The 12,609-nt window shown below is 50.8% G+C and carries 12 protein-coding genes; 11 read left to right on the top strand and 1 reads right to left on the bottom strand.

Annotated elements, in window-relative coordinates:
• Window positions 1-9 precede the first annotated feature (9 nt).
• From E1B03_RS14150 to E1B03_RS14105, 10 genes are all read left to right on the top strand, one after another.
• Window positions 10-1,302, top strand: a complete 1,293-nt coding sequence (locus E1B03_RS14150) for an ABC transporter substrate-binding protein (RefSeq protein WP_103770729.1) — start codon at window positions 10-12, stop codon at window positions 1,300-1,302.
• Window positions 1,303-1,322: 20 nt separating this feature from the next.
• Window positions 1,323-2,204 (top strand): carbohydrate ABC transporter permease, encoded by an 882-nt coding sequence (locus tag E1B03_RS14145; protein WP_103770856.1) that lies wholly within the window; start codon window positions 1,323-1,325, stop codon window positions 2,202-2,204.
• On the top strand, window positions 2,191-3,033 hold the full coding sequence (locus E1B03_RS14140; RefSeq protein WP_003020474.1) for a carbohydrate ABC transporter permease: 843 nt from the start codon (window positions 2,191-2,193) through the stop codon (window positions 3,031-3,033). Before E1B03_RS14145 ends, E1B03_RS14140 begins: the two co-directional genes overlap by 14 nt.
• 27 nt (window positions 3,034-3,060) lie before the next feature.
• Complete coding sequence (gene ycjQ, locus E1B03_RS14135; protein WP_133086437.1) at window positions 3,061-4,113, top strand: D-guloside 3-dehydrogenase; 1,053 nt, start codon at window positions 3,061-3,063, stop codon at window positions 4,111-4,113.
• Between the two features lie 16 nt (window positions 4,114-4,129).
• Window positions 4,130-4,918: a 3-dehydro-D-guloside 4-epimerase gene (gene ycjR, locus E1B03_RS14130; protein WP_103770727.1), complete on the top strand. Its 789-nt coding sequence runs from the start codon at window positions 4,130-4,132 to the stop codon at window positions 4,916-4,918.
• A 10-nt stretch (window positions 4,919-4,928) separates the two neighbouring features.
• On the top strand, window positions 4,929-5,984 hold the full coding sequence (gene ycjS, locus E1B03_RS14125; protein WP_133086436.1) for a D-glucoside 3-dehydrogenase: 1,056 nt from the start codon (window positions 4,929-4,931) through the stop codon (window positions 5,982-5,984).
• Complete coding sequence (locus tag E1B03_RS14120; protein WP_133086435.1) at window positions 5,981-8,257, top strand: glycoside hydrolase family 65 protein; 2,277 nt, start codon at window positions 5,981-5,983, stop codon at window positions 8,255-8,257. The genes ycjS and E1B03_RS14120 overlap by 4 nt, the downstream gene beginning before the upstream one ends.
• Window positions 8,254-8,922, top strand: a complete 669-nt coding sequence (gene pgmB, locus E1B03_RS14115) for a beta-phosphoglucomutase (protein WP_133086434.1) — start codon at window positions 8,254-8,256, stop codon at window positions 8,920-8,922. Before E1B03_RS14120 ends, pgmB begins: the two co-directional genes overlap by 4 nt.
• 10 nt (window positions 8,923-8,932) lie before the next feature.
• Entirely contained in the window at window positions 8,933-10,015 is a 1,083-nt protein-coding gene (locus tag E1B03_RS14110; RefSeq protein ID WP_103770723.1) for an ABC transporter ATP-binding protein, read from the top strand.
• Window positions 10,016-10,083: 68 nt separating this feature from the next.
• Window positions 10,084-10,989, top strand: coding sequence for an OmpG family monomeric porin (locus E1B03_RS14105; protein WP_103770722.1), 906 nt, complete (start codon window positions 10,084-10,086; stop codon window positions 10,987-10,989).
• A 30-nt stretch (window positions 10,990-11,019) separates the two neighbouring features.
• Here E1B03_RS14105 and E1B03_RS14100 read toward each other — a convergent pair whose 3' ends face one another.
• The gene (locus E1B03_RS14100) at window positions 11,020-12,030 is read right to left on the bottom strand and encodes a LacI family DNA-binding transcriptional regulator (RefSeq protein WP_103770721.1); all 1,011 of its coding nucleotides are present in this window, start codon (window positions 12,028-12,030) and stop codon (window positions 11,020-11,022) included.
• A gap of 229 nt (window positions 12,031-12,259) precedes the next feature.
• Here E1B03_RS14100 and pspE point away from each other — a divergent pair, with 229 nt between their 5' ends.
• On the top strand, window positions 12,260-12,577 hold the full coding sequence (pspE, locus tag E1B03_RS14095) for a thiosulfate sulfurtransferase PspE (RefSeq protein ID WP_103770720.1): 318 nt from the start codon (window positions 12,260-12,262) through the stop codon (window positions 12,575-12,577).
• Window positions 12,578-12,609: the final 32 nt, after the last annotated feature.

Genomic DNA, 12,609 nt, shown 5'->3' with positions numbered 1-12,609 from the left:
GAACATTTCATGCTTAAAGCTAAAATTGTGCTGATTTCAGCACTGGTTTCCTGCGCCCTGGTTTCCGGGTGTAAGGATGATAAAAAGTCCTCTGTCGCGATTGAATTTATGCACTCTTCTGTTGAGCAGGAGCGGCAGGCGGTTATTGCAAAACTGATTGAGCGTTTTGAAAAAGAAAACCCGGGCATCAGCGTCAAACAGGTCCCTGTGGAAGAGGATGCTTACAACACCAAGGTCATCACCCTGGCGCGCAGCGGTTCACTGCCTGAAGTCATTGAAACCAGCCATGACTACGCGAAAGTTATGGATAAAGAATCCCTTATCGACCGTAAAGCGGTCGCGCAGGTCATCAACGGCGTAGGTGAAGGTGCTTTTTATGATGGCGTCCTGCGTATTGTACGTACTGAAGACGGTAGTGCATGGACCGGGGTTCCGGTCAGTGCCTGGATTGGCGGGATCTGGTATCGCAAAGATGTGCTGGCAAAAGCCGGACTGGAAGAGCCAAAAGACTGGCAGCAATTGCTAAACGTGGCGCAAAAGCTCAACAATCCTGGCAGTAAGAAATACGGTATTGCGCTGCCTACGGCAGAAAGCGTTTTGACCGAACAGTCATTCTCCCAGTTCGCGCTCTCTAACCAGGCCAACGTTTTTGATGCGCAGGGAAAGATTACGCTCGACACGCCTGAAATGGCGCAGGCGTTGCAGTATTACCGCCAACTTGCCATGAACACCATGCCGGGCTCGAACGACATCATGGAAGTCAAAGATGCTTTCATGAACGGCACGGCGCCAATGGCGATTTATTCCACCTATATCCTCCCGGCGGTGATCAAAGAGGGCGATCCTAAAAATGTTGGCTTCATGGTGCCGACGGAAAAAAATTCCGCTGTTTACGGCATGCTGACGTCGCTAACCATCACCGCAGGTCAAAAAAGCGAAGAGACAGAAGCGGCTGAGAAATTTGTCACCTTTATGGAGCAGGCCGACAACATTGCGGACTGGGTCATGATGTCGCCAGGGGCAGCGCTGCCGGTCAACAAAGCGGTGGTGAATACGCCGACGTGGAAAGAAAACGCCGTTATCAAAGCACTGGGGGAATTACCCGATCAATTGATTGCCGAACTGCCGAATATTCAGGTCTTTGGCGCCGTCGGTGATAAGAACTTTACCCGCATGGGCGACGTAACCGGCTCCGGCATCGTGAGTACCATGGTGCACAACGTCACGGTAGGAAAAGCTGACCTTTCATCAACCATCAAGGCAAGCCAGACAAAACTGGATGACCTCGTTGAACAGCGCTAATGGGGAAATGGAAAGCCGTGATGAATAAGTTCTTTTCAGGTCGATCTGATATGCCATTCGCCATGCTGCTGCTGGCGCCCAGCTTGCTGTTATTGGGCGGTTTAGTGGCGTGGCCGATGATATCTAACATCGAAATCAGCTTCATGCGTCTGCCGCTTAATCCGCAAATTGAGTCTACGTTTGTCGGGTTGAGTAACTATATCCGTATCTTATCCGATCCTGGATTCTGGCATTCGCTGTGGATGACGGTCTGGTATACCACGCTGGTTGTCGCTGGGAGCACGGTGTTGGGACTGGGAGTGGCGATGTTTTTTAACCGTGAGTTTCGTCTGCGGAAAACGGCGCGCTCACTGGTTATCCTCTCTTACGTAACGCCATCAATTTCGCTGGTGTTTGCCTGGAAATACATGTTCAACAACGGCTACGGCATTGTGAACTACCTCGGTGTGGATCTGTTGCATCTCTACGATCAGGCGCCGCTGTGGTTCGACAATCCCGGCAGCAGCTTCGCGCTGGTCGTGCTGTTCGCCATCTGGCGCTACTTCCCGTATGCCTTTATCTCGTTTCTGGCGATTTTACAGACTATTGATAAATCGTTGTATGAGGCGGCAGAAATGGACGGCGCAAACGCGTGGCAACGTTTCCGTATCGTCACGTTGCCAGCGATTATGCCCGTACTGGCGACCGTGGTCACGCTGCGCACGATCTGGATGTTCTACATGTTCGCCGATGTTTATCTGTTGACCACCAAAGTCGATATTCTCGGGGTCTATCTCTATAAAACAGCGTTTGCATTTAACGACTTAGGCAAAGCGGCCGCGATTTCTGTCGTCCTCTTCGTCATCATTTTCGCTGTTATCCTGCTGACCAGAAAACGGGTGAACCTCAATGGCAACAAATAAGCGCACGCTTGGCCGCATTGGCTTTTACTGTGGATTAATTGTCTTCCTGGGCATCACGCTATTTCCATTTTTTGTGATGCTGATGACCTCATTCAAAAGCGCAAAAGAGGCGATTTCACTGCATCCGACGCTGTTACCGCAGCAATGGACGCTGGAACATTACATCGACATCTTCAACCCGATGATTTTCCCGTTTGTTGACTACTTCCGTAATAGCCTGGTGGTATCGGTGACGTCTTCGGTGGTGGCGGTATTTCTCGGCGTGCTCGGGGCGTATGCGCTTTCCCGCCTGCGTTTTAAGGGACGAATGACCATCAATGCCAGTTTTTACACGGTGTACATGTTTTCGGGGATCCTGCTGGTGGTGCCGTTATTCAAGATCATTACGGCACTCGGCATCTACGACACTGAAATGGCGTTGATTATCACCATGGTCACCCAAACGCTGCCGACCGCAGTGTTCATGCTGAAAAGCTATTTCGACACCATTCCGGATGAAATAGAAGAAGCCGCGATGATGGATGGGTTGAACCGTCTGCAGATCATCTTTCGCATAACCGTGCCGTTGGCGATGTCTGGTCTGGTTTCGGTCTTTGTGTACTGCTTTATGGTGGCGTGGAATGACTATCTGTTTGCCTCGATTTTCCTTTCCAGCGCCAGCAATTTTACCTTACCGGTCGGTCTGAACGCGCTGTTTAGTACGCCTGACTATATCTGGGGACGCATGATGGCTGCATCGTTAGTCACTGCATTGCCGGTTGTCATTATGTATGCGCTTTCCGAACGTTTTATTAAAAGTGGTTTGACCGCAGGCGGCGTGAAAGGCTAAGCGGCCAGTTTAATTAAGGAGTTGTAAATGAAGAAGTTAGTTGCCACAGAACCGCGTGTTGCAGCGCTGGTGGAATATGAAGACAGAGTGGTATCCGCCAATGAAGTGAAAGTTCGCGTTAAATTTGGCGCGCCGAAACATGGCACCGAAGTGGTCGATTTTCGCGCTGCCAGCCCGTTTATTGACGAAGATTTTAACGGTGAATGGCAAATGTTTATGCCGCGTCCGGAAGGGGCACCGCGCGGGATCGAATTCGGTAAATTCCAGCTTGGCAATATGGTGGTGGGCGATGTTATTGAGTGTGGCAGCGATGTGACCGAATACGCCGTTGGCGATTCAGTTTGTGGCTACGGTCCTCTGGCAGAAACGGTGATTTTTAATGCGGTGAACAACTACAAACTGCGCAAAATGCCGAAAGGGAGTTCGTGGAAAAATGCCGTGTGCTATGACCCGGCACAGTTCGCCATGAGCGGTGTGCGCGACGCCAATGTACGCGTCGGTGACTTTGTGGTCGTCGTGGGCTTAGGCGCAATTGGCCAGATTGCAGTGCAACTGGCTAAGAAAGCGGGAGCCTCAGTGGTCATTGGCGTGGATCCGATTGCCCATCGCTGCGATATCGCGCGTCGCCACGGCGCGGATTTCTGTCTGAATCCTATGGGCACCGATGTAGGAATGGAAATTAAGAAGCTGACCGGTAAGCAGGGTGCTGATGTGATCATCGAAACCAGCGGTTATGCGGATGCGTTGCAATCGGCGCTACGTGGTCTGGCCTATGGTGGAACTATTTCCTATGTCGCTTTCGCCAAACCTTTTGCAGAAGGGTTCAACCTTGGGCGTGAAGCGCACTTTAACAACGCCAAAATTGTCTTCTCCCGCGCCTGTAGTGAACCAAATCCAGATTATCCGCGCTGGAGCCGCAAGCGTATTGAGGAGACCTGTTGGGAACTGTTGATGAACGGTTACCTGAACTGTGAAGAACTTATTGATCCGGTAGTAACTTTTGCCAGCAGCCCGGAAAGCTATATGCAGTATGTCGACCGCCATCCGGAAAAGAGCATCAAAATGGGCGTGACGTTTTAATTAAGGAATGCAGAAAATGAAAATTGGAACACAGAACCAGGCTTTTTTTCCGGAAAATATTCTCGAGAAATTCCGTTACATCAAAGAGATGGGATTCGACGGTTTTGAAATTGACGGCAAATTGCTGGTCAACAATCTCGCGGAAGTAAAAGCGGCGATCGCAGAAACGGGTCTGCCCGTTACTACCGCTTGCGGCGGCTATGAAGGTTGGATCGGTGATTTTATCGAAGAGCGTCGTTTAAACGGGTTGCAGCAGATTACCCGCATTCTCGAAGCGCTGGCCGAAGTCGGTGGACAAGGCATCATTGTACCGGCTGCATGGGGCATGTTTACCTTCCGCTTACCGCCGATGACGTCTCCGCGTAGCCTGGAAGGCGATCGTAAAGCTGTCAGTGATTCATTGATTTATCTTGATAAAGTCGCCGAGCGTACGGGGACGGTAGTGTATCTGGAGCCGCTCAATCGCTATCAGGATCATATGATCAACACCCTGGCGGATGCCCGTCGCTATATCGTGGAAAACAACCTGAAGCATGTGCAAATCATTGGTGATTTTTACCATATGAATATCGAAGAAGACGATATGGCACAGGCGTTGCACGACAATCGCGATCTGCTGGGTCACGTGCATATTGCAGATAACCATCGTTATCAGCCGGGGAGCGGTACGCTGGATTTCTCTGCGCTGTTTGACCAGCTGCGTGAAGATAATTACCAGGGTTACGTGGTGTATGAAGGGCGTGTGCGGGCGGAGAACCTGCCGGAAGCGTACCGTCAGTCGCTGGCCTGGCTGCGTACCTGCTAAGAGGATCTCCGTGAAAAGTGCACTGACAAGCGCTCCGCTACGCGTCGCCATTATCGGCGCCGGGCAGGTGGCGGATAAAGTTCATGCTTCGTACTACTGCACCCGCAACGATCTGGAACTGGTGGCTGTCTGCGACAGCCGCCTGTCACAGGCGCAGGGGTTGGCAGAGAAATACGGTAATCCGCAGGTTTGGGACGATCCGCAAACGATGTTACGCGAAGCAAAGCCTGATATCGTCAGCATTTGTTCGCCCAATCGTTTTCATTATGCACACACCATGATGGCCTTGAACGCTGGCTGCCATGTGATGTGCGAGAAACCTCCGGCGATGACACCAGACGAGGCGCTGGAGATGTGTAAAACGGCGCGTCGGGTGGGAAAAGTACTGGCTTATGATTTTCATCATCGTTTCGCACTGGATACGCAACTGCTTCGTGAGCAGGTGATGGCCGGCGTACTGGGTGAAATCTATGTCACCAATGTCCGCGCTTTGCGCCGCTGCGGTGTCCCTGGCTGGGGGGTATTTACCAACAAAGAACTGCAGGGCGGCGGGCCGCTTATCGATCTCGGTATTCATATGCTGGATGCCGCCATGTATGTACTGGGGTTTCCGGCAGTAAAGCGCGTTAATGCGCACAGCTATCAACGCATTGGCACGCGTAAAAACAGCGGCCAGTTTGGGAAATGGGATCCCGCGACGTATTCCGTGGAGGATTCTCTGTTCGGCACGATTGAATTTCATAACGGCGGTATCCTGCGCCTGGAAACCTCTTTTGCTCTGAATATCCCGGAACAATCGATTATGAACGTCAATTTCTGCGGCGATCTGGCGGGGGCGACCTTATTTCCGGCCCAGGTGTATACCGATCGTGATGGTGCGCTTGACGTTCTGCTTGCGCGCGAAATGGCCGATGACAACCGTCATTATCGCAGCATGGAAGCATTCGTGAATCATGTCCAGGGTGAACCTGTCACTATTGCAGACGCAGAGCAAGGCGTCGTTATTCAACAACTGGTTGCCGCACTGTATCAATCGGCTGAAACAGGGACCTACGTAGACTTATGACGAAGCCAGTAATGCTCACTGAATCGGCTTTTTGCCCACACAGCCTGAATAAATATGCGTCACTGATGACGACCGGCAACGGTTATATGGGAATTCGCGCCAGTCACGAGGAAGACTACACCTTACAAACGCGCGGTATGTACCTGGCAGGACTGTATCACAGGGCAGGGAAAGGCGAAATTAATGAACTGGTTAATCTGCCTGATGTGGTCGGAGTGGAGATTTCACTCAATGGCGAGATTTTTTCACTCAGCAGCGGCGTTATTGAAAGCTGGCATCGTGAACTGGATTTTGCCAGTGGAGAGTTACGCCGTGCGCTTATCTGGCGTACGTCTGGCGGAGCGCGTTTTGCTATTGAAAGTCGGCGATTTGTCTCGGCACAGAAATTGCCGCTGTTTGCACTGGAAGTTGTCGTAACGCCACTGGATGCTGATGCCAGCATTGGTATTTCGACCGGTATTGATGCCACGATCACCAATCATGGTCGTCAGCATCTCGATGAAACGCAGGTCCGGGTATTTGGCCAGCATCTTATGCAAGGGATTTACACTACCCAGGACGGCCGCAACGATATCGCTATCACTACGTTTTGTGATGTAGACGGTGCGGCGCAGCGCTGCTTCACCGCGAAAGAACGCCGCTTGTTGCAGCACAATAGCGTGCAGGCGCAAGCCGGGCAGCGCGTCACGCTGACGAAAATGAGCTGGATAGACTGGGCGAGCGAGCGCAGCCTGTCGCTTGAGACCTGGGGGCGTCAAGCGCTGCGCAATCTGGAAGCGTGCGCCCAGCAGGGATATGACGCATTGCTGGCTGAGTCGACCGCCAACTGGCATGCCTGGTGGCAAACACGTCGCGTTCAGGTTGTCAGTACGGATATCAACGATCAGCGCGCGCTGGACTATGCGCTCTATCATCTGCGTGTGATGACCCCAGACCACGATGAGCGCAGCAGTATTGCGGCAAAAGGTCTGACGGGCGAAGGGTATAAAGGCCATGTATTCTGGGATACCGAAGTCTTTCTGTTACCGTTTCACCTGTTCACCGGACCGAAAACCGCCAGAAGTTTATTGCGTTACCGCTGGCATAATTTGTCGGGAGCGCGTGAGAAAGCGCGCCGAAACGGTTGGCAGGGCGCGCTGTTCCCGTGGGAAAGCGCTCGCAGCGGTGATGAGGAAACACCTGAATTTGCGGCGATCAATATCCGTACCGGGCTGCGGCAGAAAGTGGCGTCCGCGCAGGCTGAACATCACCTCGTGGCGGATATTGCCTGGGCGGTAATCAATTACTGGCACGCTACCGGGGATCTAAACTTTATGTCCCGTGAGGGTATGACGCTACTGCTGGAAACGGCGAAGTTCTGGATAAGCAGGGCAGTCATGGTCAACGATCGTTTAGAGATCCACAATGTGATTGGCCCGGATGAATACACTGAACATGTGAACAACAATGCCTTTACCAACTACATGGCCTGGTACAACGTAGAGCAGGCGCTGGGTTTTGCTCGTCGGTTGGGCTGCGGCGATGATACGTTTATTCATCGCGCAGAGCATTTTTTACAGCATCTCTGGCGACCGGAAATTCAGCCCGATGGCGTGCTTCCTCAGGATGATACCTTCCTGAGCAAACCGGCTATCGATCTGTCGCAGTATAAAGCCAAAGCGGGCAAGCAGACGATTTTACTCGATTACTCCCGTGCGGAAGTCAATGAGATGCAAATTCTCAAACAGGCCGACGTAGTGATGCTGACCTACATGTTACCGGAGCAATTCAGCCCGCAAACCTGCCTGGCTAACCTGCGTTTTTACGAGCCGCGCACCATTCATGACTCCTCTTTGAGCAAAGCGATTCATGGGATTGTGGCTGCACGTTGCGGTGATTCGGCTCGGGGATATCGGTTCTGGCGCGAAGGATCGCTCATCGATCTTGGGGATGATCCACATAGCTGTGATGACGGTATTCATGCTGCGGCGACGGGAGCCATCTGGCTGGGGGCAATCCAGGGATTCGCTGGCGTAAATGTTCGCCACGGGGAGTTACACCTTGCGCCTGCATTACCTGTTCACTGGCAAACGCTGTCTTTCCCGCTACGCTGGCAGGGCTCCGCTATACAGATAACCATCAATGCTGCCGAAATCCGTATTACCAGCACTGAGCAAATTGTCCTTTGGGTCAATGGCGAAAAGGTCATCGTGCAGGGGGAGACCGTAATCAGCAATGCCACCATTATTTCGCCCAATTATGGGACCGCTACCACGAAAGGGGGCGATGAATGATACTCAACCCACAGGCCATCATTTTTGATTTGGATGGTGTGATTACTGATACCGCGCATCTGCATTTTCTCGCCTGGCGGCAGGTAGCCGGTGAAATAGGGATTGCGATTGACGAAGCGTTTAACGACAGCCTGAAAGGGATTAGTCGCGGCGAATCGCTACAGCGTATTTTGCGCCATGGTGGGAAGACAGGGGCGTTTTCTCCCGAGGCCTGCGCACAATTGGCCGAGAGAAAAAATGGTCTGTATGTCCATTCTTTGCGCCAGTTGACGGTTAACTCGGTATTGCCGGGAATACGGGAGCTGTTGATGACGCTGTGGGAAGAGCGGATCCCGGTGGGGCTAGCCTCTGTGTCGCTCAATGCTCCTGCGATTTTACAAGCGCTTGATCTTAGCGCGTGCTTTGATTTTTGTGCGAACGCCGCGCTGATTTCCCGCTCGAAACCGGATCCCGAAATATTCCTGGCTGCCTGTTCGGGCCTGGGCGTTGACCCGAAGCAGTGTATTGGCATAGAAGATGCACAAGCGGGAATTGATGCAATCAATGCCTGCGGCATGCTTTCTGTCGGCATCGGGACAGGGCTGAACGGGGCAGGCTTGCAGCTTCCTGCAACCGAATTTCTGACGTGGCCGTGCTTATCGGCTTTCTGGCAACACGACAAGTAAAGGATTCAACATGGCACAGCTTTCGTTGCAACACATTCAAAAAATTTACGACAACCAGGTACACGTCGTTAAAGACTTCAATCTGGAAATCGAAGACAAAGAGTTTATTGTTTTTGTTGGACCTTCCGGCTGCGGGAAGTCAACAACGTTGCGTATGATCGCCGGTCTGGAGGAGATCAGCGGCGGCGATCTGCTGATCGACGGTAAACGGATGAACGATGTGCCGGCGAAATCGCGCAACATTGCGATGGTTTTCCAGAACTACGCGTTGTACCCGCACATGACCGTCTATGACAACATGGCGTTTGGCCTGAAGATGCAGAAAATTGATCCTGCCGTAATTGAGGAACGCGTCAACTGGGCGGCGCAAATCCTTGGCCTGCGCGATTATCTGCAACGTAAACCCGGCGCGTTATCTGGTGGTCAGCGTCAGCGCGTGGCGTTAGGGCGTGCGATTGTTCGTGAGGCAGGGGTGTTTCTGATGGATGAGCCCTTATCGAACCTCGATGCCAAACTTCGCGTTCAGATGCGGGCTGAAATCAGCAAACTGCATCAGAAACTCAATACCACCATGATATATGTTACCCACGATCAAACCGAAGCCATGACCATGGCGACGCGTATTGTGATTATGAAGGATGGTATTGTTCAACAGGTCGGTGCGCCGAAAACGGTTTATAATCACCCGGCAAATATGTTCGTCGCCGGATTTATTGGCTCGCCAGCTATGAATTTTATTCGTGGCGCGATTGACGGTAATAAATTTGTTACTGAAACACTGAAATTAACGATTCCAGAAAATAAATTAGCACAATTAAAAGCGCAGGGTTATGAACATCAGGCGGTCACGCTGGGAATTCGTCCTGAAGATATACATCCGCAGCTTAATAATGAAAATAGTGTATCGGCAAAAATTAGCGTTGCAGAATTAACCGGCGCTGAATTTATGCTTTATACCATTGTTGGGGGGCATGAGTTAGTGGTCCGTGCTGGGGCAGTGAATGATTATCACGCAGGAGAGAACATCACTATTTATTTTGATATGGCGAAATGCCATTTCTTTGATGCTGAAACTGAAGTGGCTATTCAATAAAATTCCGGGGGGATAACAATCCCCCAAGCCTTGGGGCATTTTTGCGAGTATTTTAACAAGGAATAATAATGAAAACCCTACTGTCCGCTACTGCGCTGATGATGAGCGCAGGATTGGCCTGTGCGCAGGCCGCTGAAAAGAATGACTGGCACTTTAATATCGGTGCTATGTACGAAATAGAAAACGTTGAAGGTCAGGGCGAAGATATGGATGGACTGGCGGAGCCGTCAGTCTATTTCAATGCCTCCAATGGACCGTGGAAAATATCGCTGGCCTATTATCAGGAAGGACCGGTTGATTACAGCGAGGGTAAACGTGGAACCTGGTTTGATCGCCCGGAACTGGAAGTTCGCTATCAATTTCTGGAAAGCGAAGATGTTAATTTCGGCCTGACCGGTGGTTTCCGTAATTACGGTTATCACTATGTCAATGAACCGGGAAAAGATACCGCCAATATGCAGCGCTGGAAAGTTCAGCCGGACTGGGATGTAAAACTGACCGACGACCTGCGCTTTAGCGGTTGGCTGGCGATGTATCAGTTCGTAAATGATTTGAGCACCACCGGCTACTCCGATAGTCGTGTCGAAAGCGAGAGCGGGCTGAATTATACGTTTAACGAAACGGTGGGCTTAACGGTCAACTATTACCTTGAGCGCGGCTTTAATCTGGCTGATTCACGTAATAATGGTGAGTTCTCAACTCAGGAAATTCGTGCTTATTTGCCACTGTCTTTCGGCAATACTACCCTGACGCCGTATACCCGCCTGGGGCTTGATCGCTGGTCAAACTGGGACTGGCAGGATGACCCGGCACGTGAAGGTCATGATTTCAATCGTCTCGGGTTACTGTATGCATATGATTTCCAGAACGGTTTATCAATGTCACTGGAGTATGCCTATGAGTGGGAAGATCACGATGAAGGCGAAAGCGACAGATTCCATTATGCTGGTATAGGCGTGAACTACGCATTCTAAAATAGGCTGGGGCATTATATGCCCCAGTTTTTACACCAGCGAGTCAGCCAGCGATATTTGCGTGCTGACCGTGATATTTTGTAATCCTTTCTCACCCGCAATCAGGTTAAATAATAAATTACAGCTTTGCTCACCCAGTTGCTGAGTAGGCACATCAATACCGCCAGGAACGGGCGTGAGCATAAAAGACAACAGCTCATTACTATAGCCAACAACGGCAAGTTGTTGCGGGATGGTGATATTTTTCTCAGCCGCCACGCGATATAGGCTCATTATTTTTAAACTGTCGGTGGCAAAAACGGCATCGGGTAACGGTTGTTGACTCAGTAATTTTCGTGAAGCAAGCAGGGCCGTTTCATGGGTATAACCCCCGTCAATAATCCACTCCTCGCGCATTTTAATCTTATGCGCCTGAAGGCTGGTTTTATAACCGTTAACGCGATCGATAGAAACATGAACATCAAGCGGCGCATGCAAACAGGCTATATTACGATGGCCACTCTCAATAAGCGCATTTGTCAGCGTGATGCTGTCGCGATAGTTATCGGTGTCTACAGAGTAGACATTAGCGTATTCACCTTCGACTTTACCAATAACGACGACCGGAACGTTGTATTTATCCAACCGCGAAAAAAATGACTCATCGGCAGGAGAGCTCAGCATAATGATCCCTTTGATCAATTTCTGCTTAATTTTGCTCTCACATTTTTGTAAGTCATCTTCAGTACTTCGTGACGTCTGTAATATGACATCAAAACCGACCTCTTCAGCCTTGGCAGTAATTGCATGCAGCACTTCAGAGAAAAACGGATTACCGGCGGTTGTTTTCGCAGAACGGGTAGATATCACCATTATTGCATCAAACCCGGAGGAGGTAAGCGCACGAGCAAGTTTATTGGGCTGATACTGTAACTCATCAATAGCGCGCAGCACCTTTTCAAGCGCTTCCGGCGAGATGTTGGTTTGCTTATTAAGCACGCGCGATACCGTGGATTTTGATACGCCAGCGGCTCGTGCAATATCATAAATGGTAGGAGACATAGATCCCAAGCTCCGTCCGAGAGTCAATGGCGGACATATTATGGAGTTAATTGGCGAATGACAACAATCTCGGAATGCGGGCAAGAAAATCAAAAGGCTAACCGCACTTTGTGTCGCCTGATGAACAATACGTCCACGGGTGCAGACGGTGATAATGCAGTCGCAATATTTTCTTAAGAACTGGCGTATAGTGTGGTGGTTAAATCCAACAATCAGTCGGGAAGATATTATGTTGAAAAAAGGCGTATTAGCGTTGGCACTGGTCATCGGCATGCCGGTTTATGCTGCCGAGCATTGGATTGATGTTCGCGTTCCTGAACAGTACCAACAGCAGCATATTCAGGGGGCCGTCAACATTCCGTTAAAAGAGATGAAGGCGCGTATCGCCGCTGAAGTTCCTGATAAGAACGACACGGTGAAGCTGTACTGCAACTCCGGACGTCAATCAGGGCAGGCGAAGGATATGTTAACTGAAATGGGCTACACGCAGGTGACCAACGAAGGTGGCATCAATCAGATAGCGCTTCCCAAAGTAGAGAATAAATAAACTTCCCGCATTCATTCTGCTACAGGCGGTAA

The organism is Citrobacter arsenatis, from assembly GCF_004353845.1.
Classification (GTDB): Bacteria; Pseudomonadota; Gammaproteobacteria; order Enterobacterales; family Enterobacteriaceae; genus Citrobacter; species Citrobacter arsenatis.
This window is presented reverse-complemented; position numbering and strand designations above follow the sequence as displayed.

Excerpts from the sequence above, each read along its gene's own strand:
- pspE (WP_103770720.1), top strand. The coding sequence starts at position 12,260 with ATGTTGAAAAAAGGCGTATTAGCGTTGGCACTGGTCATCGGCATGCCG.
- pgmB (WP_133086434.1), top strand. The coding sequence starts at position 8,254 with ATGATACTCAACCCACAGGCCATCATTTTTGATTTGGATGGTGTGATT.
- E1B03_RS14140 (WP_003020474.1), top strand. The coding sequence starts at position 2,191 with ATGGCAACAAATAAGCGCACGCTTGGCCGCATTGGCTTTTACTGTGGA.
- ycjR (WP_103770727.1), top strand. The coding sequence starts at position 4,130 with ATGAAAATTGGAACACAGAACCAGGCTTTTTTTCCGGAAAATATTCTC.
- E1B03_RS14120 (WP_133086435.1), top strand. The coding sequence starts at position 5,981 with ATGACGAAGCCAGTAATGCTCACTGAATCGGCTTTTTGCCCACACAGC.
- E1B03_RS14110 (WP_103770723.1), top strand. The coding sequence starts at position 8,933 with ATGGCACAGCTTTCGTTGCAACACATTCAAAAAATTTACGACAACCAG.
- E1B03_RS14105 (WP_103770722.1), top strand. The coding sequence starts at position 10,084 with ATGAAAACCCTACTGTCCGCTACTGCGCTGATGATGAGCGCAGGATTG.
- E1B03_RS14145 (WP_103770856.1), top strand. The coding sequence starts at position 1,323 with ATGAATAAGTTCTTTTCAGGTCGATCTGATATGCCATTCGCCATGCTG.
- ycjQ (WP_133086437.1), top strand. The coding sequence starts at position 3,061 with ATGAAGAAGTTAGTTGCCACAGAACCGCGTGTTGCAGCGCTGGTGGAA.
- E1B03_RS14100 (WP_103770721.1), bottom strand. The coding sequence starts at position 12,030 with ATGTCTCCTACCATTTATGATATTGCACGAGCCGCTGGCGTATCAAAA.
- E1B03_RS14150 (WP_103770729.1), top strand. The coding sequence starts at position 10 with ATGCTTAAAGCTAAAATTGTGCTGATTTCAGCACTGGTTTCCTGCGCC.